Raw genomic sequence first — 24,872 nt, 5'->3', positions numbered from 1 at the left:
AGCTTGTATCAATAGTAAAATCGATTTTAGGCGATCGCCTTTTTTTTACTACGATTTTAATCATAGCGATCGCAATTTTTTTGATTACCAAAATTACCAAATAGTCTGAATATCAGATAACTTAATTTTTCTGTCTTTACTAATTACTGGAACTTGGACGTATAAAGCAGTAGCAGCAATAATACGATCTGGTAAATCGGGGATTTGTTTTCTGTCTACTCGAACTAAAGTTTTAACTACATTTTTATCCAAAGAAATTTCAATTAATACGCTATTTTCTTCTTCCATTGCATTTAGTAAACGTTCAAATGTCTGTTCTGGAATACGGTTTTTTTCAATTCAATTAGATAAACTATTTCAGCTAGAGTAATCGAAGAAATGCCAATCTGATTTCCATCTACTGCTGCTGTTTCAATTGTTTGCCGTGCAATGTTAGAAAGTCTCTCATCATTAAATAAATACCAGATGATCGTATGGGTATCTGCCACCGCTACAATCATTTAGATGTCCTCTCTGGGAAAACTATCCCATATCTCACTGCGAGTAAGATCAATCTCTTCTGCCGATGGTGCAGTGCCTAAATCAGCACATAAACCTAGTAATGATCTTTTGGGGTGCGGTTTTTGTTGTTCTAATTCTTTCTCTAAGTCTGGAGTAAGTTGTTGAATTAAACGCACTTTATCTATGGGAGTTAGTTGTTTGGCTAATTTGAGAACTTCTTGTAATGTCATTTTGTTTATTTTAAGGCGATCTCTTTCAATTATGAACCAAGATTAGTTACTAATTTTGCTAGCCTACAGTTTTGCTGAATCTTTTCTTTGAATATGAATTTCAAAGATTTTGATAACCCAGATATTGTTAAAGAACTTGATAAGTTTAACTTTAGAATGATTCCACAATTTGCTCATGGTTTGATTTTTATACAGTCACAATTGTAGTTTAATTAATATTCTCTTTAAGTGTCAATTCCATCTACTGCAATCAACTTTACGATCTGGTTCTTGAGCTAACTTTTGTTTAAACCCTTCAGTGAATTTTGCTTGTTCCCAGTTACAAGCTGATTTGATCTGAACAGGAACTATATTTATTGCTCCTATAAAATTAGCTTTATTTAAGTTGGTTCGATTAAGATTAGCTTCTTCAAGATCAGTTTTTTCGAGATTAGCTTTCTCAAGAGTGGCATCCTCAAGATCGGCTTTTACTAAAATAGCTTTGCTTAAATCAGCTTCTATTAAATTAGCACCCCAAAGATTAGATCTAAACAATAAAGTACCATTCAAATCAGCTTTTCTAAGAATGGATGCCTTCAGATTGGCATTCGTAAGATTGGCTGAGAATAAATCAACAACTTGGTTGTCTGCTTCGATTAGTTGAGCAGTACTAAGAAATTGAATTAATTCCCCCTTGCGATCGCTATCCAAGGCTCTTAATATAGAAATCGTTCTTGCCTTAGCAATAGTTCTTTGAGTTGTTGAATTATCATCATCCAAGTTAAGCAATTTTTGCTCGACTAATCCAGAAATTTCATCCATATATTCGACCAATAAATTTCGCTGATTACGATTTTTTTCGTCTTTATCTCTTTGTTTATAAATCTTATTCAATTGCCTAGATATTTCGATTTGCCGTGAAACATTAATTAAAGTAAATGTGCCAGCAGTTGTAGCGATTAGTATTGGCACAATAAGTAAATCCAACCAATCCCATATTGATTTGCCACCTTTTCGTTTTTTTAATAGCCAAGAAGTTTTTTTCTCTAATAAATGATCTTTTGCTGAATATAACTCACCTCTTTGGTCAGCTTGCTGACTATTCTGATTAAATTTTTCTGACGGTCGCTTTTGTCTATCCACTATTGCTAATTGATGATGAAGTCACATTTCTTTGTCAGTTTAGCAATTTTACAAAATAGCTTCGTGTGGCTGGTTTATCCAATAAATGAATCACTTATTCCCAATCGCTCAAAACCCCATAAATACACCAAATAGCCATCGCTCTCAAATAATGACTTGCTCTAAAAGTCCCCACCGCAGTAATCGCTTCAGGAGTCCTAAACTGTAAACCGTTCTCATAAACTTGCTTCACTACAGTTTCAGTTAACTTAAAAGCCTCTTCTTTCATGCCCATTTGCAGCATAAAGGCAGCTAAACCAAAGTTAATTCCTGTCCAAACTTCTAAAGGGTGGGTATCATCAGGATTAACCGCACTACCATCAGGCAACACGCCATTAGCTGCACCATATTTACCATCATGAAATTTGAGGAAACAGGCATCATAGATTTTATTGAGGGTAGATATAGTATATTGCTCTTCTACCACGTCGGGTAAGCCGAGTAAACGAGCGTAGAATTGCCCACAGAGTTGATCTGCCATGACTACATTAGAGCCACTTTCGGTATCGAGACGGTAGTATTCACCATTCCAAAGAGCATCATGATAGAGCGATCGCGATTGCTGCAACCAGCTATGATAAATATCAAGGGTATTTTGCATACCTGTCGGGAAATTTTCTGGCTGTAGTTGAGGATTTGTTGGAGGAGTAGTTAGAAGAATCTGACCAATCTTAATTGCTGCTTCGAGTGCTGCAATCCAAAGTCCGCCACAGTAGGCGCTGATACCTCTTAGTTTCCAGTCGTCAAAGGTTTGGTCTGGTGCGCCAGAGTTTTCGGGAATGCCATCGTTATCGCGGTCGAATTTTTTGAGATATGCCAGAGTCAGAGTAATGCTGTGCCAACATTCCCAAAGGAAATCGGAGTCGTTTTTTCCTGTGAGGAGATAGTCACGATATACCTGCAAGACAAAATCGCTGGGTAAATCTTTCCACTGGTTACAGTCTTGATAGGAAGTATAGTTAGATTCCTGCCATGGATGCTCATTGGGTGCGCCAAGATCGTGAGGAGTTGCGCCAGCTTCTTTTCTGATAGCGCTAGAGCGATCGTAACCCACAATACGCGGAGTATCATCATGGTGAGGAATTGCGCGGGCAAAAGCTTCCAGGACAGATTTATCCAGTTTTGGCCAGAGCATCATCAAGCCAAATGAACCATATAAGCGCACATCTAGGCTTTCATACCAGCGATAGTCCAGGCACTCTAAAACCCCAAACTGTCCGACAGGATCATCTTCGGTAGCGGCAGTCCAGAGAGTACCACCATCAGCCAGTAAATATAGTTCGTTAAACAAGGCCATCTTAAACCAGTTGGGTAAATCATCCCGTTGCAGGATCGGCTGTTGCCAAGCCTCAATTTTTTCGCGCCACAAATCACTATGCTTGAGGGAAGTCCGCACCATACTCCAGGCGTTTTTACCGTTGCGTCCAAAAAAATCGGTGTAGCGACGGTAGTAATTAACGCCCTGTTTAAATTCAGTGATGGGTAAATCCCAAGCTAGAGTAAAAGGGATAGTCTTAGTTTGACCTGGTTTAACTGTAAAGCGAATTGCGATCGCACAAGCAATTTGTTCAGCAGAATCAGCGGGAGTTTCATCCTGTAAGTCGGGCAAAGAACCATCAGCAGCAAAGTTGTCCCAGACTTCCCCACCGTCACCATCGGGATTCCAACGGCTGAGATAGAATACTTCGACACTAGGATTATAAACCGAGGCGATCGCAATTTGCCCATCCCCTTCTTGAACATTTTCATGAGGCTGCACCCGATTGAGTAAACAGCCCACCCGATAGTTATCCTGAATCCACTCGTTATAGTTCCCTGTACTATCGCGCCACTTAGGTTGATATTCATATTCAGGACTGCCATCATCCCGCACTTTAATTGTCGGTGACTTAATCGCGTTGGTAAACCAGCCAACAGTATTTTGCCATGTCAGCATGATACTCAAAGTGATGGGCTGATCTGTAGGGTTGTGTATCGTCCAATCAAAATTAACGATGGGATAGCTGGATTCCTGATAATTCTCTGCCCAAATAGGCGAAAATTGCTCACAGGTAATATCTGTGGTAAAAACTCCTTGATACTCAAACCAACTGCGGGGATATAAAGCGCTGTAAGTTCCCTTCTCTTGCGGATACCATGACCAACGAGACAGAGTATTATCCTTTGGTGCTTCTGTACTTAAAGCGTAAGCCTGAGTAGCTGATGCTATCTGTTCAAACACACTAAACTGACAGGCGGGGAGAGACTGGAAAATATGCTCTCCCCCATCCAAATGCCAGAGATTAAAATCTCCTTTACTCGATCTACCAATACATCCTGCACCCATTCCTCCTAAGGGCATTCCATGCCAAGGACCATCATCCAGATTACTAGCGTAACGCACTGTGTAGGGATGATCCCATCCTTTACCGATAGAACGTTGCCAGGCACAATGAGGAATCTGAATTGGCTGTTGGTTGGTCATATGCTCAAATAACTGGTTAAAGCAAGATTCAGGATAACAGCAAAATTATAGATTAACCAGAACATCTCTAGATAAATCGCGATCTTTTAGTACTTTTCGGTAACTAAGTTAACCCTTGTACTATCTACTGCCTACTATTCAACCAATTAATAACCAAGCTTAAACGATTCGTCTTGCTCAGCGGATATCTTGTTCTGCCAAAACAATAGTTGTCTTTGCCCCTACTCTACCAAAATCGGGTTCTACTCCCATACTCATCTCGATAGTATAAACCCAACGACTATCTTGCTGTTGAATACTTTTAATTTTACCTATGCCGCCGATAAAGCAAACTGTTTGATTAGGGGCGAATTTGGGTTTAGTTAATAAATTAATACTCATATTATTCTGGCTTTAAAAATAGCCAACTAACAAAAAAACGAAGCCGCAAATAGCTGAATCAGATCTATAAATTTTATATATTTGCTGTCATCTTAGAAAATTATTTTTTCTAAGTTCTATATCAAAAGTTGAATATTATTATTAACTTAAAAGTAAAAGTATTTAATTTAAAGTAATCGCTCATTGATAATATTCTTTTATATATTTCACAAAAATCTTTAAAGCGATCGCCTTAAAGATACATAAGTAGCTAGGCATAATTAATTTAAAGACTTATGTGAGGTAGTGGAGTAGTGGAGATAGGGGAGAAAAATAAGAATCCGTTATTTTATATTTAATTTTACCCAGCTACTTATTTCTCTGGAAAATTAAATAGCTTTTTTTACACAATAGAAAACCATAGTTTTTCAACAAGTTAAACAGAAGTTCATTGCTACGCGGGTGTGGAACTTGCGAATAGTTAACTTAAAAACTCCTGGTTTCAAACTGGATGCGGTTTAACTATATATAGGACATTAATAACTTAATTACTGCATTTATCGAGGACAAAGAAGCGGTTTCATTAGGGGTGTGGTAATCAGTGGAGGGAATTTGTAGAGTAGTACCGTTAATCTTGCCTTCTGTTGCAGTGGCCAATCGCCCTAACTCAGTTCTACCTAATGAATATGATGTATTATTTATTTTATTTTGTGCCTGAATATAAGCGTCTTTATAAGAATAAGAAATTCCCATCTTCTCGCACCTTTGCGCTAATTCGGCAGTTATTTCGGTTGCAAAATAACCACTGGCATCTTGATGACGTAATGTAACCTGCTGTAATTCGGCGACTTCGCGAGTTGGATAAGGGCTTGTGTCTAAAATCAATAACCGCTGTGTAGTTAGCTGCTGACGTTGAAACCAAGAAAGAGCATAGCGCCAACTTTTACCTGCCTCCTCTTGTGCCGTAAATAGTGCCGTACCTTGAAAACCCAGTCGAAATAGGTAGACAATCATAGCAGCACTGACAACATTATCTATTTGAGCCGAAATACAGTCATTTTCTATCTTAAGACGATCTAGGAAAGATACTGGCGTACCTGGCTGTAAAAAATCTAAGCCGTCTAACTCAAAAATTAAATTATTTCTCGTAGGGCAAATATAAGAATTAGTAATATATCCCTGACCCAAATACGTTCCTACATAGGGTAGGTGTGCCTGAACCTGCTGCCCTTGAAAGCGATTTTCAATAGTGTGCATCATCTGTTCGGAAACAGAATCTCCCGTTAAATCACTACGGTTACTGGCAACAAAAGCAGCATATTGAAATTCATTTGTCCCAGTACATAATAAGCCGTGTCGATCGACATGCGCTGAGAGAATTAAATCGTGAGGTTTACTGCCTTGAGCGACTAGAACACCTTGATAATATTGTACCTTGAGTCCAATTTCTGCTAATTCTCGGCTAAGTACCCGAAAAAAAGAATCTTCACAGCCAACCACCGAAGGTTCGCGAATTAATGGTCGCAAGATATTTAAAAAACCATCTAGCTGTGGATAGTTGTAGGAAGGAGACTTTATTTGCGGAATACTTTTGGTAGCAGTTGAGTTAAAAGCGTTCATAAGCTCTGATAGCGGATCTCCAGAACTAAAATTAAATTATTTTTTTACAATCATAAGACCTGAACTAGAGAAATTTAGTACTTTTTGATACGAGTGCATGATTAAATTTAAATCTCATCCCTGTTTTAAAAATAGCGGGAAAACCGTTTTAAATAGAAGCCATTACAGCCTCGATTGTCTGCTGAATTTGAGCCTCTGTATGCAGACAGGTAATAAAAAAGCGTAAACGAGCAGCATTGTAGGGTACAGAAGGATATACCATCGGGTTAACGTTAATTCCTGCTTGATTTAATAGTTGTGACAAACGCACTGCTCTATGGGGTTCACCGACGATAATGGGGATGACAGGTGAATCGACACTGCTGCCTGTGTTCAACCCGCTATTTTTAGCCAAATCAAGGCACAATTTAGCTTTAGCTTGGAGTTTAATCGCCCTTTCTGGTTCAGACTTGAGTAGTCTAATCGCTGCTAAAGCTGCTGCGGTATTCGCAGGAGACATCCCCACGCTAAAGACAAAACCAGGAGCAGTATATTTGAGATATTCGATCAGTTCACTACTTCCCGCAATATAGCCACCACAGCTAGCAAAGGATTTGCTGAGAGTTCCCATCCATAGATCCACATCCTTTGCCTGGAGATGATAGTGTTCTCTGATTCCCCCGCCAGATAAACCCAGTACACCAATTGAATGAGCTTCATCAACTAAGAGAAAAGTTTGATAATGTTGCTTTAGGTTGACTATTTCGGGCAAAGGTGCAAGATCGCCATCGGTGCTATAAATACCCTCGATCGCAATTAAGACTTTGTGGTATTTGGTTCTTTCTCGGTTTAAGATCTCTTCTAAAGCCTGGCAATCATTGTGGGGAAAATCAATGATCGTTGCTCCTGAAAGCTTACATCCTTCTCGAATACTATTGTGGCTGAGGGCATCACAGATAATTAGATCTTGTTTGCCAAACAGATGACCAATAGTGCTGACGTTGGTAGCATGACCACCTACATAAACGATCGCTGCCTCTGTACCGATTAAATCTGCTATTTCCTGTTCTAATTCCAGATGGATGGGACGTTCTCCCGATAATACTCGACTGGCGGAGACTGAAGTTCCGTATTCGGCGATCGCTTTTTGGGTGGCAGCAATGACAGTGGGATCTCCTGACATGCCGAGATAATTGTAACTGGAGTAGTTGATTAAGGCGCGATCGCCAGTTTGAATTGTATCTTGAGCAACACCTTGATGGAGACTAAAGAAGGGATTGCCTAATTTTTCTACTCGCTCAAGGTCTTTTTTGAGATTGAGATATTCTGGAGTGAGTTTGAATTGGCTGTATTCGAGTTTAACGTCAATCTTCTTTCTAGTTGTCGGGGTAATTTGCGGTTTATTTACGGCAGGTATCTTAGCTGTAAGCTTTGGGGATTCCTTTTTGGCTGTTGCAGTTAATAAAACATTTCCGTCTAATAATTCCTGAGCAACATATGCTGTTAATAGCTCGATGTTGGGATAATCAAAAGCAGCCGTTAAAGAGATCACATTACCAAAACTAGCCTGGAGATTGTTTTTAAACTCTACCGCCATCAGGGAGTCCATACCCAAATCGGCAAATTTTTCTTGGATATCAACACTTTCAGGATCGCTAAAGCCTAACACCTTGGCTATTTGTGCGCGAATGTGGGATTGTAAAAGATCATGCTGTTGTGCTGGGTTTGTTTGGGCTAACTGCTGGAGGAAAGATGAAGTTTGAACTTTTTGAACCTTGGCTTGTGGCTGTACTCTCTCAAAAAAAGGATTAGCAGGTTGTTGACTTAAAAACCTTGCCCAGTCTACGGGGAAGACGATGGTTTGGGTTGCCTGTTGTTGCAATAATTGTTTGAGTACTTTTATTCCCTGAGATGGCGCGATCGCAGTTAAACCCTGTTGGCTGAATCTTTGCTGTTGTTTGGGAGTCAAACGACTTGCCATTCCTACTTCATCCCAAATACTCCAGTTGATGCTTAAACCTGGTAAACCCTGGTGACGGCGATAACTAATCAGGTTATCCATAAAGGCGTTAGCAGTCGCGTAGTTACTTTGTCCTGCGGAACCAAAAGTAGATGCGATCGAACAGAAGCAGACAAACCAGTCTAGGAATAGTTTTTTCGTAGCTTGATGGAGATTCCAAGCCCCAGCAACTTTGGACGGTAAAACTCGCTGAAAACTCTCCCAGGAGAGGCTTTTTAATAGACCATCATCCAGGATTCCTGCTGCGTGAATTATGCCTTTGAGCTTAACTTGACTCGCATTTAAACTCTCAAAGAGATCGTTTACAGCTTGACTATCGCTAATATCAATTTGGATCGACTCTACTTTAATACCTTGCTGTTTGAGGCGAGCAATTTCTTGTTGTGCAGATATCTCAGGTTGGTTTCTACTGACAAGAATCAAGTGTTTTGCCCCTTCTTCGGCTAGCCAGTTTGCCACCTGTAAACCCAACGCACCCATGCCGCCTGTAATCAAATAGCTGCCGTCGCTGGTAACTACCTGATGATTAGTAGGAAAATCAATTACTACCTTACCGATGTGTTTAGCCTGTGCCATATAGCGAAAGGCATCATTCGCTTGCTGAATGGGAAAAATCTGGTGGGGTAGAGGCTGTAATTTACCATCAATAAACTGCTGGATTAATTCAGCAAACATATGCTTAATCAGATCGGGATCTTGACGAGAAATCTCTAGTAAATCGAAAGGAAAATAACTAATATCGGCTCGTTGTTCGGCTACCTGGGATCGATCCCAAATGCCTACCTTGCCAATTTCCACAAATCGACCATTGGGGGCGAGAATAGCTAAATTCTGGGGAATAAAATCACCGTTTAAGCTATTGAGAATTAAATCTACCCCCTTGCCACCCGTTAACTGCATTACTTCCTCAGCAAAATCCAGATGACGGGAGTTCATTACATATTTAACCCCTGAAGCCTTCAAAAAGTCCCATTTGCCAGCAGAAGCAGTAGCGTAAACTTCTGCACCTATCTGTTGGGCAATCTGTACCGCAGCCTGCCCGACACCCCCCGCAGCAGCGTGAATGAGAATTTTGTCTCCTGGTTTGATTTGGGCTAAATGATGCAGCCCGTAGTATGCAGTTAAGAAGGTAGTGGGGATGGTTGCAGCTTCGCTATAGGTGAGATTTTGGGGTTTGGCGATCGCAAATTTAGCCGGCACCGTTACATGACTACTTAAGCTACCCACTGCTTGGGCAGCAATTACCTCATCGCCGATCTGGAAATTTCTTACCCCTTGCCCTACCGCCACGACAACCCCTGCACATTCTCCGCCAAAGGGTACTTCTGTGGAGTCATTAAACCCCATTGCCTGAAGATATTCTTTGAGTACTCCCAAGGCGTTTAACACATCACGGAAATTAACCCCACTAGCTGCCACCGCAATTTCGATTTCTCCTTGTTGAGGCGCTTTACGCTCTATGGGTGCGAGGGTAAGATTGTCGAGACTGCCGTATGCAGATAATTGCAGACGATAAGGATAATCTAAGATACTATTACGCGGATTTAGTCTGGCGACATATCTTTGCTGATGATGATACGCTACTTGGGTTTCACCATCCGAGGCGAGTAATTCTGAGTATACTTGGGGCAGATGGTTAAGTTGTAAACTATCAAAATCCAGTAACTTACAGCACATCTGGGGATATTCCTGCTGTATTGTGCGACCTAAACCCCAGACTCCTCCTGTCAGATTATTTGTTGCTTTGTATTGACTTTGCTCGGTAATAATGTTTAATTGAGTCAGATTAAGCCTGGCTTTGGTTACAGACTGGATTAAATTAAATATTTCGGCATAAAGGTTACTACTTGCAGGTTCTTGCTGACTGCAAAAATAAGCAATTTTTACATTATTCTGCGGTTGGTAGTTAACAGCCTGCCATAAACTCTGCCAATCTTCTACCTGACTAGGATTGAGGGTATATAAATGGGTATTAGATTGATTAAAGCGATCGCCGCCTAAAATCACTAAAATACCAGCTAGTTGTTGCGTTAAAAGGTGAACTAGTTGATTATCCTGAGCAAAAATAAGCCAGCAGTCATTCTCTGCTTTTTTTGCTGTTTCTGGGCTGATTATACTCTTTTGCTCCCAGTCTATTTCATATAGATGTTGAGTAAGACTATTTTTTGCTGATGGAGAAATAGAAATATTGAGGAGTTTTTGAAGCGATCGCCAGTTAAGATATTGAAGAGATAAATTAATAATTTCTCCTACTACAGCACCCGCATCATTGGTTAAAACTAGATCTGCTGTAATAGTTTGATTGTTTATGGTGGGTTTAATGGTTATGTAAGCCCATACTTGATTAAGATTAGCTTGAGCCAGACTTAGAGATTCAATGCCAATGGGTAAGTATATGCCTGAGTTGGCTTCGCTAACTGTGCCAATTAACTGTAAACAAGCATCAAGTAAAGCAGGATGAATTTGATAGTCACTAGCTTGACTGTTTAAATGATCTGGTAACTGAATACAGCCTAAAGCTTCTGTTTCTCCATGCCAAATCTGTTTAATGCCTTGAAAACTAACGCCGTAATTTAAGCCTTGTTTACTCAACGACTGATAATAATCAGCAATTTCTGCTATTTGTGGCTGTAACCGCGATTTTAGATGAGCCAAGTCTAGATTGTTAGTCAATTCCTCAGATTGAATGCTAATTAAGACTTCACTGTGCAGCATAAAGGAATCACTATCTAACTCACGGGTAAAAATCTGTACCCGATAAGCTGAATCTACAACAGGAGATAACACCGTCTGAAGTTGAGTAGATTTATCGCTCAAGATTAAAGGCTGATGAATAATAAATTCTTTTAGCTGTATGCTCTTGGCATCAATATTCGACCCTGCTGCTAAAGCCATCTCTAGATATGCCGTTGCGGGAAAGACAATCTCACTCTCTAAACAATGATCCTGAAGATAATTAGGAAGATAAGCATTAATTTGCCCTATCCAGCGTATTTCTGATGTCTCTGCTAAAGTTAACGGATTCCCCAATAGAGGATGTATTTGCTGTACAGGAACATCTTTAGTCCAAAACTTAGCCTGTTCCCACCAATAACGCTGACGTTGAAAAGGATAGCTGGGTAGTTTAACTCTAGGATAATTAATATCCTGGTTAAACTCACGCCAATTAATTTTTATTCCCTGATGATATAGCTGGGCAAGGCTATTTAAGATTACTTGTTCATCAGGTTGCTTAGGGGATAAACTCGCCAGCAAAATGGTCGTATAATCGGTTGTGGCAGAGATAGTTGCGCCAAGACTAGCAAGAATTGGTTTTGCGCCTAATTCCAGAAAGAGCGCTATTTTTTGCTCTAACAAAAACCCAAACCCATCAGCAAAGTTAACGGGTTGAGTAATATGCTCAACCCAATAATCAGGACTAGTAATTGATTCATTTGCCAGCTGTGCCGTAACGTTAGAAACTAGAGGAATCTGAGGCAGATGATAAGTAACAGACTCCGCTACTTGTCGAAAATCTCCCAGCATCGGCTTCATCAAGGGAGAATGAAAGGCATGAGAAACTTCCAGTAGAGTGCTAGCAATCTCTAAACTTGCCAGCTTATCTTCAATTATAGCTAGGGTATTGATGTTGCCTGCAATAACTGTATTGTGCTGATGATTAACTGCTGCAATATTTACTTCCTGATGCTGAGCAATCAATTCGGCAATTTCAACCTGACTGCTAAACACAGCCAACATCCCTCCTGACGAGGGCAATTCTTCCATTAACCTACCTCTAGTGGCAACCAACTTTAAACCATCTTCCAGACTGAAAACCCCTGCAATACAGGCAGCAACATATTCGCCAATACTATGTCCCGCCACATAATCAGGTTTAATTCCCCAAGATAGCCATAATTGCGCCAAGGCATATTCCAAGGCAAAGATCGCTGGTTGAGTATAGACAGTGCGATTAATTTCTGCTTGATGATCGGCATAATCAGAGGTATCCAAGGAAAAAATTACCTCTAATAGAGGTCGATCTAAATAAGCATTGAGAATGGTGGCACAGCGGTCTAATGACTCCTTAAACACAGGCTGAATATGATAAAGTTCTTGCCCCATCCCCACATATTGCGAACCTTGCCCAGTAAACAGCCAACAAATTTGCTTGGTTTGATTACTAACGGTGCTAAATCTTAATCCTGCTGCGTCTTGGTTGGTGATAAAAGCTGTTAACTGCTGCTGCAAATGCTCTGGAGATTTAGCAATACAGGTTAAACGATGATTAAAATGACTCCGCTGCGTTTGAGTCGCCGTACAAATTTCTGCCCAAGAGCGATCGCAATCTGGGATAAAATTTAAATAACTTTGTGCCAACTCCTTTAAAGCAGACTTACTCTTCGCCGATAGAGTCAACAGATTCAACTCAGACGATTTGCTCTCCCCATCTCCCCGTTGCCTTATTTCCTGATCCTCAACCTCCCCGATCACAATATGAGCATTCGTCCCTCCAAAGCCAAAAGAATTAACCCCTGCAATTAAAGGCTTGTCCGATGACCAAGGAGTTAATTCCGTGACCACTTTTAGCTTAAGATCTTCAAAAGCGATCGCTGGATTGGGTTGGTTAAAATTTAAACTAGGAGGAATCTGCTTATGCTTGAGTGCCAGTGCTACTTTAATAATTCCTGCAATACCCGCTGCGGTTTCGGTATGCCCAATGTTAGTTTTAACCGAACCAATTAAGCACTTGTTTCCAGACTCACGACGCTCTCCAAAAACTGCCCCTAAAGCATTCGCTTCAATAGGATCGCCCACTTTTGTTCCTGTGCCGTGTGCCTCAACATAATCTACCTGAGTAGGATCTATCCCTGCTCTTTGATACGCTTCTCGTAATACCGCTTCTTGAGCCTGGGGATTTGGTGCTGCCAAACCGTTACTTAAACCATCTTGATTAACAGCACTGCTGATGATTACCCCATAAATATCATCCCCATCTGCTTGAGCTTGAGCTAGAGGTTTTAAAAGTACCAAACCTGCCCCCTCTCCCCTAACATAGCCATCCGCATCTGCATCGAAGCTCTGACAGCGTCCCTGAGGAGACATAAATCCGCCTTTGCTAAAACCCACCATAATTGTTGGCAACAGCAACACATTTACTCCTCCTGCTAAGGCTAATTCCGACTCTCCCGTCCAAATACTTTGACAAGCCAAATGAACCGCTACCAAGGAGGAAGAACAAGCAGTATCCACCGCTAAACTAGGGCCTTTAAAATCAAAACTATAGGAAATCCGATTAGCGGCAATACAGTTACCTGTCCCTGTGGTGGCATAGGGTTCACTCACAGGCTGTTGCCACATCATGATGGAATAATCATGAGTCCCAATCCCGATAAAGACTCCTGTTTTACTACCTTTAAGATCTTCAGGAATTTGACCTGCATCTTCGAGAGTTGACCAAGCCACTTCCAACAAAAGACGTTGTTGAGGATCCATTGTGGTTGCTTCCTTGGGAGCAATGCCAAAAAATTGCGGATCGAAACTCTCTATATCTTCGAGAAACCCACCCCAGCGAGTATGAGCTTTCCCCGGCTGACTACAATCTGCATCGTAATAGGCATCAACATCCCACCTAGATTCAGGGACTTCAACTATGCCACTTTTGCCATCTCGGATCATTGACCAAAAAGCTTGGGGATTCTCAGCACCTGGAAAACGACAGCCAATACCAATAATTGCGATGGGTTCTAGTTGCATTGTTGAGGGTAGTACAATCGGAAACTAATTAACTGTCGTGTAGATTAGCATATCTCTCGGTTATTGTAGACTTCGTTTATTTATCTAGATCGCAAATTTGAGTAAAAAATTCAGCATTCTCTTCCTATGCAAAGTTACTTTATGTTAGGTTAATTTTCATAAAGTTTTCAGCTGATTTCAATTTGAGAAAATATTATGGCGTTTGAAATTCCCGATGGCATTAAAACTTGGTCACAATTTGGTCATCCAATTCTCATGTGGGTTTTGCTAGGTCTTGCGGTTTATGCACTGTATTTAGGACTTCAATATAAAAAAGTTCGCAGTGCTGATAAAGAAACTAGAAAAGAGCTAGTTAAACAAAAATTTGGCGAAAGACATCATCAAGCAGGATCAATCCTGTTGGCTTTGATGGTTTTGGGCAATATTGGTGCAATGGCAGTTACCTATATTAACAACGGTAAGCTTTTCGTAGGCTCTCATCTTTTGACGGGGTTGGGTATGACTTGTCTAATTGCCGTCTCCGCATCTTTAGTCCCTTTAATGCAGAAGGGTAATAGCCTTGCTCGTAATACTCACGTTTCTCTTAATATTGTGTTGCTAGGTTTATTTGGATGGCAAGCGATTACAGGTATGCAAATTGTCCAGAAAATTCTTGATAAGATGGTATCTTAAGTTACAGCTTTGACCTCAGGACAATTGACTTTACTGGTGTCAAGTGTGGTAGCCAGTTCTTATTTAATAATTTAATCGCTATTAATTGAAAAACCCAGCTAATTTTAATTAGCTGGGTTTCTAGTTAATTATCTTAAACAGCATATTGTTGAGGATGAGGAACTCTATGCAATTGTCTGCTGCTTTTTGGTGGCATAGGAAGATCATGGCTGTTGTGGAAATCCTGCTGTACTTTATAAGTAAGACGAGGCGAAATCTGGCGGACAATTTGCGTTAATAGGCGATCGCCTGTAGCCTGAATTAAGTTAGGTGAAAGTTTGCTAATAAATTGGGGAAACTCAACTTTAACCTTAAGATCCAAATCCCAGTTTACTTCGGTAACGCGCTGAGGCATGGTTATCTGTTTGCTAAATAAACCTTTACTTTGTGTTGGAACATTACCCGCTACTTCCTCTAGCCTCATGTTGGCACGATAGTTTACTTCATATCCTTCATCGCAGTCAGGAAGAGGTATAGTCTGCATTAGATAGACTCGATCTATGGGAGGATTTAACACCACAGCAATTTTTGGCTCAACTTCGTACCCAAATGAACCAAATTTACCAACAGTGAGAATATAGCCGTTATCAGCCACAGGTTCAACCTTCATTGGTTGAGCGCAGCGACAAAACCAGCCTTCATGAGCATCTAAATATTTGGCTACAGTATCTAGATCACTATACATATCCATGCGCCCATTAAAGCTAACTGTAAAAGCAAACGTTCTTTGCTGTTCAATAGAATCAGTATAGGTAAGCTGCATAGAGTCAGAAGAAGAAATTTTTAAGAAGGTATTTTGTGAATGATTGATAAATTTAGACTGCATGTCACTTTTTAAACTAACGTTTGAGAGCCAATCCTTACTGTTAATATGATTACAATAAAGGTGTTAATTATCAGCTAAACACTTTTTTGATTGTATGGGTGTGATTTAGATCTTATGCGGATATTTGTTGCAGGAGCTACAGGAAAAACTGGCAAACATATTGTGAGACAGTTAATTAATAATGATATTGCTGTCACAGCATTAGTTAGAAATCTGGAACGAGGCAGAACAATATTGCCTGACACAGTTAAACTGATTGAAGGAGATGTTTTAAGTCCAGCTAGCTATGAGTCTGCTTTAAATGACTGTAACGCCTTAATTTGTGCCACTGGTGCTAGCCCCAGCCTAGATCCGACAGGACCATATAAAGTAGATTATGAAGGAACTAAAAATTTAGTCGATGCTGCCAAAGAGCATGACCTAGAGCATTTTATTTTAGTATCTTCTCTGTGTACTTCGAAATTTTTTCACCCGTTAAATTTGTTTTGGCTCATCTTGTATTGGAAAAAACAGGCGGAGAATTATATTCAATCTAGCGGTATCCCCTACACAATTGTTAGACCTGGAGGACTCAAAGAAGAAGATAATGCCGACAACATTATTATGTCCTCGGCTGATACTCTGTTTGAAGGTAGTATCCCTAGGCAAAAAGTAGCTCAGGTATGTGTTGAGGCACTATCTCAGCCAAGGGCTAAATCAGCAATAGTTGAGATTATAGCTAGCCCAGATGCTCAAAGTAAATCTTGGGCAGAGTTGTTTGCTGGCACTACTTTAGTGTCGTAAATACTGAAAAACTGATGTGAGAGAAGGTCATGAGTAATTCATTTAAACCCTCTTATCTTCTGACTTCTGACTAAATATAGATTAAATTGCTATCGAAAACTCGTCGTAAATTGAAACACCTATGACGAGTTTCTTAAGTTATTAAATTGATTTTAGATTTGGCTTTGGCTAGTTGAACCAGCCATAACTTCTACTGATTCTTTTAAATTAGAGATAGCAGCCTTTAAAAATTCGTCTCTGGTCTTTTCATAAGATTCAAGTAAAATTTCAGCTCGATTCCAATCTTGCTCAGTTTTACAGTTGCTATTGTTAATAGCCCATAAAATATTGATTAATTCTCTAGCACGTATCACCTGTTCTAAATTATCAATAGCATCAATAATTAACAAGCATAATAATTCTTTGTCATGACAATTGGTCACCGGATTTTACCTCCATACTGGTGAATTCAGCAGAAAAAATTTAAAGAAAGCTATTTGATCGATTATCCAAAATAATTGTTTTCCAAGATTTGCTCTAGTTCAATTGATATATTTCTAGGTATGTAGAACTCGTATTGACATAGGTTGACAGCATCTTGATAAAGTTTTGGATATATTTGTTCCATATATCTTCTAAGGCTAGGACTGCATTTAATTAATTTTTGGATATCACTGCGAGAATTAGACACCATAGTTTGCCAATACTTATAGTTGCGTCCTTTTTCTAATTCCCAATACTGTAGCTTGAATATATTTTCAACCAAACGTTTTAAATAGTTTTCGAGCGATTGTTTTGCTTCTTGATTGGCATTATCAATATCGATTTCGTTCAGCAGAATTAATAAATGGTCTAAGTTCATAAGATGGTTTGGTTTGACTTGGCAAATTTTACTGATCAGACCTAATAAATTGAAATTGCCCATAAAACTTCTATATTGAGGTCAATTTGATCCTTGCAGCAGCAAAGTGACAGTCTCAGGGGTACTAGAGAAGATAAACAACCTGTTCCCCACCAACTTCCTCCCTATACTTTGCTGGCTCCCACATAGTTAGACAAAAAAACTCGATCTATTTCTTGGCTATGAATTGGTGTGCATTCAATCCCAATTCTCTTGGCTATCCCGCTCAAATATCCCTTGCGATAGTCTGAGTTAAACCACTGGTAAGCAATCGGTTCAAAGTTGTTTTCTCCATCTGATTCACCATCAGCAAAATTACTGGTAAAGTCATAGTCAACTTGTTGTCCAAGTTCTTTAGCATCAGCAATTGAGATATTGAGCATGTCTATCAATGAATCCATAGTAAATAGCCTGTATATAAAGAATAAAGATTGAGTAGGTAATTAGGTGAATGTGCTGAATTGTTCTGTAGGCAACATATTCATTGTTTGGCGATCGCGCTTGGACAAGCTTGACTAGCTAAATACTTAGCCGTAGTCTGCTTCTGTTCGAGTTTTTTTCGCTTGCTTTATAAATCCTTTATCTAAACTTCATAAGAACTTTATAACCGCAAAAACTTAAAATGCCTAGTGAAAATACGTAAATAATTGTTTTTAATTGGAAAACAGTTGAGGAAAAACGTCTGTATAATCACGTACACAAGGTCTTGGGGGTTTTACAGAAATTAAAAATTAAAAATTAAAAAGTTTGAACTCTTACCAATTGCCACCAGCAATACCCACCAGATAGAAAAAACAAACACCCTGCTACACTCAAGCCAATAAACAAATCATACTCAGAGGCGATCGCTCCCACTAGAGGGGCAATTGCCGCAAAAGTAACCCGAAACACGAGGCTATTAAGAGAAAGAATTGTTGCCCTAACAGAAGAAGAGATCTGCTGATTGATGGCATTGAGAATCAACGGCGAACAAAAACCTCGCACTAAATAGATGCTGATGATAAAAACTATCCCCCACATTTGAGTAATACTGCCAAGACAGATATAGGAAGCGGCTAAAATAATTATAAGCAGCAAAAGCGCTTGTTTGATACCCAAAATACGCTGTAGATGATGGGAGTTGATCGATGCCCAACTCATCCCCAGATGAAATATTGCCCACGCCCAACCAAAAGCTTGAATAGGAATATTTAATTGCTGGAGATAATCTTGCGCTAGCCAAACAATCAAGAAGCTAGCGCTAGAAAAAATGCTGCTGAGTAAAATTAACCATCGTAGTTGGGGACGTTGGTAGACATCAATCAGAATATTTTTGAGCTGAGTTAATTTTTGTGTTTGGGCGATCGCTCGATGATCTTGTGGATCGACTAAAGTTATGGCTAAACCAAAGTAAATGATTAAGCACAGCGTCTGGAGATAAAAAGGATAGACTAAATTAATTGAAGCGATCGCTGCACCAATAATGCCACAAACTGCTTCACTGATACCAGCAATGGCAACTAGTTTTCCTTCCCATACTTGATACTGTTGTTCTTTGCCCAACTGTAAGAGGGTGTCGTAACCCAAGGCGGTGTTTGCCCCAGAAATCAAACTTCCTGCTACTCCCGCTAAAATTTCGGCGATCGCAAAAACATCAAATGAAGTTCCAGTACAGTAAATTAACCAGCTAGCAACCCATACCCCGCTACCAACGACCAAACAAACTTTTCTGCCCCACAGATCGGCTATATATCCAGAAGGAACTTCTAGCAATAAAATTGACAAGGACAAGATCGTTTTGAGCAAAACAATCTGCTCGATGTTTAACCCATAATGTTGATAAAATAAAACAATCGTGGGAATGGGAAACCAAGCGAAGGATAATCCCTGTAGAATATAAAGCTTGGTTAAGTTGGCTAAAAGAGATTGGTTCAAGTAAAAATTTAGGGGAGAGAAAAGGCAATTTAATTTGATCTTAAAATGATTGAACCAATTAATTTATTAGTTCCCTTGTGCTTACTAGGGTTAATTATCATCTCAGCAGTATATTTTAGTAACCAGTCTTGATGTCGGAAATACGCGGAGTTTGGATTGCCAATCGTCCTCACAGCAAAGTGCTGGAGTCACGGCAAAATATAATTGAGGCGTTAGATTTTTTGAGTTTTTATGGATTTAATCTGCTCTTTCCTGTGGTTTGGAATCGGGGGTATACTCTCTATCCTAGCCAAATAATGAATCACTATCATTTACCAGCAATCGACCCTTTTTTTGAAAAGCAGCAGCGCGATCCTTTGGCAGAGATCATTACAGAAGCAAGGCAGCGTAACTTTCAAATAATTCCCTGGTTGGAATATGGTTTTGCTGCCTCTCACCAAGCAAATGGAGGGCATATTCTCCAGCAGTATCCTCATTGGCAAGCAATCGATCGTAATGGCACAACGGTAAGACAGGGTGGGCTAACCTGGATGAATGCTTTTCACCCCGAAGTTCAACAATTTATGCAGTCGATTATCAAAGAAATCATCAGTAACTATGATGTAGACGGAATTCAAGGATGCGATCGCCTGCCTGCCCTGCCCGTTACCGCAGGATATGATAGTGTTACCATCGGGCAATATCAAGCAAGTTTTGCTAAGCAGCCACCTGATAATCACCAAAACCAAGATTGGATACAGTGGCGCGCCAATCTCTTAACTAAGTTTTTAGCCGAAATGTATCAAGGAGTAAAAACAATTAAGCCTCAAGCAATTGTTTCCCTTTCCCCTGCGGTATATCCTTTCTGTCTGAATAACCTGCTGCAAGATAGCAAAGCTTGGGTAGATCAGGGTTTATGCGACATGATTCACCCCCAGATTTATCGCTCTAATTTCTTCGGCTACAACCAAGAAGTGAAGAAGATTGTTAAAACTTTTGAACCTAACTCACTAGCTAAATTTGCCCCAGGTATTGCCTTTACTGCTAATGGCAAAGATGTTAGTCATCAAGACTTAATTAAATATATTAAAACTAATCGCGATCGCCACTTCAGTGGTCAAGTGTTTTTCCATTACGAAGGATTACGCAAAAATAATGATGCAGTCGCGATCGCTCTTGCTAAATCTGCTAATTAATGCGAAGAATAATTAATAATCTGAAATACTTAATTTCTTGTTTTCTTCATGGTTGGTTTACTCTATTCCCTCAAGAGATTGAAAACTTTTTTCAAATTGCCAGGTTTTACCATGTAAATTTAGATCAGCAGCATGTAGCTTTAAACCAAATTTTTTAGTATGTCATCACAACCTATTCGTTGGGGAATTATCGGCACGGGATTCATTGCAGGAAAATTCGCTCAAGGATTAAAATCAGTCCCCCAAGCTCAACTAATAGGAGTGGCTTCCAGAAAAGCTGCCAATGCCCAAGTATTTAGCCAGATATTTCAGATTCCCCGTTTTTATAATAGCTGTGAAGAATTAGTTCAAGATCCAGATATCGACGTTGTTTACATTGGAACTCCTAACTATACTCACAGAGATCTGAGTATTTTATGTTTATCAGCAAAAAAACCAATTCTTTGCGAAAAACCTTTTACAGTTAATGCTGCTCAAGCCCAAGAAGTCATTCAAGTCGCCCGTCGCCAAAAGCTGTTTTGCATGGAGGCGATGTGGATGCGCTTTATGCCTTTAGTTCAACAGGTAAAAACTATGATTGAGCAGGGAGAAATTGGCAAGGTGAGAATGCTTACGGCAGATTTTGGTTATGTCGTTAACGGCAACAGCAGCCATTTTGACACTTTAGAGCAAGGCGGAGGGGTACTGCTTGATCGCGGTATTTATGGTCTTTCTCTAGCTTATTATCTCCTGGGTGAACCATTTGGAATGCAAACACAAGCAAATCTCTCAGCTATAGGAGTAGATGAACAATCTGCGGTGCTGTTGAATTATGCTGAGGGGGCATTGGCTATTTTGGCTCAATCTCTCTGTACAGAAAGCTCTAATCAAGCAATGATCATGGGCGACAAGGGCAGAATTACTCTAGACAAACTGTTTATTATGCCCGAAAAGCTGTCCCTCACTAAATTTTCTGAAGCTACGAATAATTCTTTTCCCTCTTCCTTAATACCTCTTAACAGTAAACAAAAGCTGCTGGCAAAAGTTAAGCAAAATTCGCTAATTAAACGAGTCTATATTTCCCTGAAAGATTTATTAAACTCAAACACAAGTACGGTAAAACCCCTAGTAGGCAATGGCTACAATTACGAAGCAGCAGAAGTAGTTAGATGTTTGCAAAACGGTGAGTTGGAAAGCAAAGTGATGCCTTTAGATGAAACACTAAAGATTATGGAGACAATGGATTGGCTTCGCAGTCAGTGGACTAAATAAGTAGCTGGGTGGAATTAAATATATAAATATAAACTAACGGATTCTTATTTTTCTCCCCTATCTCCAGTACTCCACTACCTCACTACCTCACATCAGTCTTTAAATTTGATTATGCCTAGCTACTAGCTACTTAATAGTCTTTGGCGTGGGAACGATGACTTGATTTTTGCTGTTGAACTAGATTCCCAAACGACCAATGTCAAAACGCAGAATTTGTAATTGAATTTTATTGAAATTATTTATCAATAATGTGTATGATACTAAAGAGAATTTTCTCACGCCTGTTTAGGAATTGGGTAGTGATTAAGACTTAACTGCTGCTTCTTAGTCAAGATTGTGGCTTCGGTTTTATTGAAATTGTCTGATTCCTACTTTTTTCAAAGGCTAATATTACTTTAAATAATCAGTAATTAATTTCAATAACTTGAGAAATAACGCAAGCAGACATACCACACCCCGAAAAATCACAAAATCAATTAACAGAAAAAACCATCATGGCTAAAATTGGATTATTTTACGGATCGACTACTGGGAAAACCGAGGAAGCTGCCGAAGCCATACAGAAGGCTTTAGGAGGCTCAAGCGTTGTGGCACTCCACGAAATTTCTGATGTCTCAGATAGTGACTTTACAGACTACGATCGCATTATTATTGCCTGTCCCACTTGGGATATTGGCGGATTACAATCAGACTGGGAAGGCTTCTATGAAGACGATCTAGACAATATCGACTTTAGTGGCAAGAAAGTGGCATATTTCGGCACGGGGGATCAAGTCGGCTATGCGGATAATTTTCAAGACGCGATGGGAATCTTAGAAGAAAAGATTTCTAGTCTAGGAGGTGAAACAGTAGGTCATTGGTCTACAGAAGGCTATGAACATGAAGCATCTAAAGCGGATAAAGGTGGTAAATTTGTCGGCTTGGCTTTAGATGAAGATAATCAATCAGAATTAACAGAAGAGCGAATTCAACAATGGACGACACAACTAAAATCTGAATTTGCTCTGTAATAAATAGCTAAAAGCTAAAAGCTAAAAGCTATTAAAAAAGTTTGGGGATTCTCCTCTCCAAAACCAGGGAAAAGCACCTGATGAGAATGAGCCAATATTTTATCTCTTGCTTTTCCCTTTTCTTTTTCTGCTAACAGCCATTAGAATCATCTACTCATGGTACATCTAGCTTTCTGTTGTAGTGTTTGGACATTAATTTTTTCTTGCTTGTTTTGGCGATCGCTTTCTATAATCGAGCAGGCTGTTAATCATCTCAAGCGCCTGCACCAAATACCTTGCGACAAATGTGTCTACTTTACGGGGGACTATCGACTGAAATGTACCGTTAATCCTCTAGCAGCGATGTCAGAAACAGCGATTGGTTGCCGAGACTTTCTTGCAGATCAAAGCAAAACTGGCTGTAGTAGCTGTCTTGCTGTAAATCATTGTAGCAATGCCAATCAACAATCAGAGTATTCAGTATTCAAACCTAAAATTACTTATTTAAAATGAAGATATCTCCTGAAACAGCGCCAATTTGGATTAATGCCAATCCTAGTTTTAAATACTTTGATGGTCGCATCATCCGCTATTTATCTCAACAAATACCCATCGCCTATTGGGAATATCATCAGGAACTAGACGAAGCAAGCTCTATAGAAATAGGAACAACATTACTTCATGACTATCTTAAATCTAAATCTCAACCGATAGATCTAATTGGTCATGGCACAGGTGGGTTACTCGGCTTGCTCTATGCTCGTAAATATCCCCAGCGAGTAAAGTCTTTAACTCTACTGGGAGTAGGTTGCGCTCCCTCTATTGACTGGCAAGCGCACTATTATCAAATGCGAAAGCTATTACCTTGCAGTCAAGATATGATTCTTGCTCGGATGGTACAGATGATGTTTGGTCATCAAAGCCAAACAAATACCAAAAAACTAGTTGAGACTCTCAAGCAAGATTTATATACAGCACCTACCGCTCATTCACTTTATCAGTTAGAACGAGTGCAACCTGGAGGAGTGTTAATGCCTATGATGGTATGTGGCAGTGAGAATGATGGTATTAGCGATCGCTCTGCTTTACAAGGATGGTCAGATTATTTGAAAGATGAAGATCTACTCTGGCTTAACCCATTAGGACATCATTTCTTTCATTATTTTTTCCCTGAAAATACGGGAAGAAAAATAATTAAATTTTGGCAAAAACTTGAACAACCTTTAGATACATCGCCTCTTAAACTAATCAACGCTTAAACTGAATACAAAAGTTGATCTAGGCTTGTTACAATGCTTAAAAACTTAGTTTAAAGCTAGACAATCAAGTAGAACAAATGGATCTAAATAGTGACGCATTTTTGCTAGAAAATTAAAAAAGTTTAGGTTACTTGAGGGTAAATTTTCCCGTACAGTCACGCTGCTATTTTCGCCTAATATGAGATAATCTTGAAGCGAATCAGAAATTAAGTTGATAAATAATTTGGCAGCTACTAATGGTTCAATAGACTTGTCAATTAACTGTTGGTTGAATTTCATGAAGTTGAAGTCGAGGGACGGCGAGGTTTCCTCGCCATGTCCAATCGACTTGTTGAATGAACGTTGATACTGGCGACGATAAGTTCGCTCCGAAAGATTGCTGTATCGACCTAGATTAGTAAACGTTGCTCGACCGTATGCGAAGCGGTGACGCGATATGCGGAGCGGTGACGGGAGCGAAGCGAGCTAATCCTTGAGGAATCCTTTAGGGCAACTGATCAGTAGAGTCGAAAATAAAGTTAGGAGAAATTTTGGTTGGGGTTGTGCTAAATCGCCTACTGAGGTCAATAGGCTTTGTATAATTGTTTTAATGCTATCCATTGAGGGTAATCTTTCGACACTTTTACCTTAATCCAGTGGATAGCTTTTTTCTCACTTTTTAAAAATTGTCCGAACCATTGAGTCAATCAAAGGCTCAAATATCCATAAAAGCTATCCTAAAGGATTCCCTTCGGTCAAAGCTAAGAGCTAAGAGCTGAAACTGCCCTAAGTCTCTCGTTATTTTCGAGAATTGGTATAATTCTGTTGGTCAATCCGAGAAAATCAGGTTATCTTCAGTAAAAAAAACATATTTAGTTTAACCGATGAGTATTAGTAGCCTAGAATTTGAATTTGATCTAATGTGGTCAGAGCTTTTCCCTGACTTAGATTTAGAAACAGAAGTAAGGCTAATTCCTCAGCGTCGTTTTAAATTTGACTATGTAAATTTTGCTGCCAAAGTCGCCATTGAGATT

The 24,872-nt window shown here is 39.6% G+C and carries 20 protein-coding genes; 7 read left to right on the top strand and 13 right to left on the bottom strand.

Annotated elements, in window-relative coordinates:
• Nucleotides 1-93: 93 nt before the first annotated feature.
• From C7B62_RS26085 to C7B62_RS07660, 8 genes are all read right to left on the bottom strand, one after another.
• Nucleotides 94-288 carry a hypothetical protein gene (locus C7B62_RS26085; protein WP_199194101.1) on the bottom strand — a complete coding sequence of 65 codons (195 nt, stop codon included), beginning with the start codon at nucleotides 286-288 and terminating at the stop codon, nucleotides 94-96.
• A 5-nt stretch (nucleotides 289-293) separates the two neighbouring features.
• Complete coding sequence (locus C7B62_RS26080; protein ID WP_199194100.1) at nucleotides 294-500, bottom strand: type II toxin-antitoxin system VapC family toxin; 207 nt, start codon at nucleotides 498-500, stop codon at nucleotides 294-296.
• The gene (locus C7B62_RS07685) at nucleotides 501-731 is read right to left on the bottom strand and encodes a hypothetical protein (protein WP_106234352.1); all 231 of its coding nucleotides are present in this window, start codon (nucleotides 729-731) and stop codon (nucleotides 501-503) included.
• A gap of 231 nt (nucleotides 732-962) precedes the next feature.
• Nucleotides 963-1,853 carry a pentapeptide repeat-containing protein gene (locus C7B62_RS07680; protein ID WP_106234349.1) on the bottom strand — a complete coding sequence of 297 codons (891 nt, stop codon included), beginning with the start codon at nucleotides 1,851-1,853 and terminating at the stop codon, nucleotides 963-965.
• A 94-nt stretch (nucleotides 1,854-1,947) separates the two neighbouring features.
• The gene (locus tag C7B62_RS07675) at nucleotides 1,948-4,356 is read right to left on the bottom strand and encodes a GH116 family glycosyl hydrolase (protein ID WP_106234347.1); all 2,409 of its coding nucleotides are present in this window, start codon (nucleotides 4,354-4,356) and stop codon (nucleotides 1,948-1,950) included.
• 177 nt (nucleotides 4,357-4,533) lie between these two features.
• A complete protein-coding gene (locus C7B62_RS07670) occupies nucleotides 4,534-4,737 on the bottom strand; it encodes a hypothetical protein (protein ID WP_106234344.1) in 204 nt (67 codons plus the stop codon).
• Nucleotides 4,738-5,238: 501 nt separating this feature from the next.
• A complete protein-coding gene (locus C7B62_RS07665; protein ID WP_106234342.1) occupies nucleotides 5,239-6,336 on the bottom strand; it encodes a peptidase M42 in 1,098 nt (365 codons plus the stop codon).
• 148 nt (nucleotides 6,337-6,484) lie between these two features.
• Nucleotides 6,485-14,071 (bottom strand): type I polyketide synthase, encoded by a 7,587-nt coding sequence (locus C7B62_RS07660; protein ID WP_106234339.1) that lies wholly within the window; start codon nucleotides 14,069-14,071, stop codon nucleotides 6,485-6,487.
• Nucleotides 14,072-14,266: 195 nt separating this feature from the next.
• Here C7B62_RS07660 and C7B62_RS07655 point away from each other — a divergent pair, with 195 nt between their 5' ends.
• A complete protein-coding gene (locus C7B62_RS07655) occupies nucleotides 14,267-14,743 on the top strand; it encodes a DUF4079 domain-containing protein (RefSeq protein ID WP_106234335.1) in 477 nt (158 codons plus the stop codon).
• Between the two features lie 133 nt (nucleotides 14,744-14,876).
• Here C7B62_RS07655 and C7B62_RS07650 read toward each other — a convergent pair whose 3' ends face one another.
• The gene (locus tag C7B62_RS07650; protein WP_106234332.1) at nucleotides 14,877-15,608 is read right to left on the bottom strand and encodes a DUF1997 domain-containing protein; all 732 of its coding nucleotides are present in this window, start codon (nucleotides 15,606-15,608) and stop codon (nucleotides 14,877-14,879) included.
• Between the two features lie 114 nt (nucleotides 15,609-15,722).
• Between C7B62_RS07650 and C7B62_RS07645 the strand changes: the two genes are divergently transcribed.
• Complete coding sequence (locus tag C7B62_RS07645; RefSeq protein WP_106234329.1) at nucleotides 15,723-16,391, top strand: SDR family oxidoreductase; 669 nt, start codon at nucleotides 15,723-15,725, stop codon at nucleotides 16,389-16,391.
• 152 nt (nucleotides 16,392-16,543) lie between these two features.
• On the opposite strand, the gene C7B62_RS07640 is transcribed toward C7B62_RS07645, so the two are convergent.
• The 4 genes from C7B62_RS07640 to C7B62_RS07625 form a co-directional block, all read right to left on the bottom strand.
• Nucleotides 16,544-16,813, bottom strand: coding sequence for a hypothetical protein (locus tag C7B62_RS07640; RefSeq protein WP_106234327.1), 270 nt, complete (start codon nucleotides 16,811-16,813; stop codon nucleotides 16,544-16,546).
• Nucleotides 16,814-16,875: 62 nt separating this feature from the next.
• Entirely contained in the window at nucleotides 16,876-17,232 is a 357-nt protein-coding gene (locus C7B62_RS07635) for a DUF29 family protein (protein ID WP_158260642.1), read from the bottom strand.
• Between the two features lie 164 nt (nucleotides 17,233-17,396).
• Complete coding sequence (locus C7B62_RS07630; protein WP_106234322.1) at nucleotides 17,397-17,672, bottom strand: hypothetical protein; 276 nt, start codon at nucleotides 17,670-17,672, stop codon at nucleotides 17,397-17,399.
• Nucleotides 17,673-18,009: 337 nt separating this feature from the next.
• Nucleotides 18,010-19,185 carry an MFS transporter gene (locus tag C7B62_RS07625; RefSeq protein WP_106234319.1) on the bottom strand — a complete coding sequence of 392 codons (1,176 nt, stop codon included), beginning with the start codon at nucleotides 19,183-19,185 and terminating at the stop codon, nucleotides 18,010-18,012.
• Between the two features lie 131 nt (nucleotides 19,186-19,316).
• On the opposite strand from C7B62_RS07625, the gene C7B62_RS07620 reads away from it, so the two are divergent.
• The 5 genes from C7B62_RS07620 (at nucleotide 19,317) to C7B62_RS07600 (ending at nucleotide 23,859) form a co-directional block, all read left to right on the top strand.
• Complete coding sequence (locus tag C7B62_RS07620) at nucleotides 19,317-20,360, top strand: glycoside hydrolase family 10 protein (RefSeq protein ID WP_106234316.1); 1,044 nt, start codon at nucleotides 19,317-19,319, stop codon at nucleotides 20,358-20,360.
• Nucleotides 20,361-20,519: 159 nt separating this feature from the next.
• Nucleotides 20,520-21,611: a Gfo/Idh/MocA family protein gene (locus C7B62_RS07615; RefSeq protein ID WP_106234313.1), complete on the top strand. Its 1,092-nt coding sequence runs from the start codon at nucleotides 20,520-20,522 to the stop codon at nucleotides 21,609-21,611.
• A 494-nt stretch (nucleotides 21,612-22,105) separates the two neighbouring features.
• Nucleotides 22,106-22,621 (top strand): flavodoxin FldA, encoded by a 516-nt coding sequence (fldA, locus tag C7B62_RS07610; protein ID WP_106234310.1) that lies wholly within the window; start codon nucleotides 22,106-22,108, stop codon nucleotides 22,619-22,621.
• A gap of 156 nt (nucleotides 22,622-22,777) precedes the next feature.
• Nucleotides 22,778-23,113 (top strand): hypothetical protein, encoded by a 336-nt coding sequence (locus tag C7B62_RS07605; protein WP_199194099.1) that lies wholly within the window; start codon nucleotides 22,778-22,780, stop codon nucleotides 23,111-23,113.
• On the top strand, nucleotides 23,110-23,859 hold the full coding sequence (locus C7B62_RS07600) for an alpha/beta fold hydrolase (RefSeq protein ID WP_106234308.1): 750 nt from the start codon (nucleotides 23,110-23,112) through the stop codon (nucleotides 23,857-23,859). The genes C7B62_RS07605 and C7B62_RS07600 overlap by 4 nt, the downstream gene beginning before the upstream one ends.
• Nucleotides 23,860-24,872: the final 1,013 nt, after the last annotated feature.

The organism is Pleurocapsa sp. CCALA 161 (assembly GCF_003003995.1).
Lineage (GTDB): Bacteria > Cyanobacteriota > Cyanobacteriia > Cyanobacteriales > Xenococcaceae > Waterburya.
This window is presented reverse-complemented; position numbering and strand designations above follow the sequence as displayed.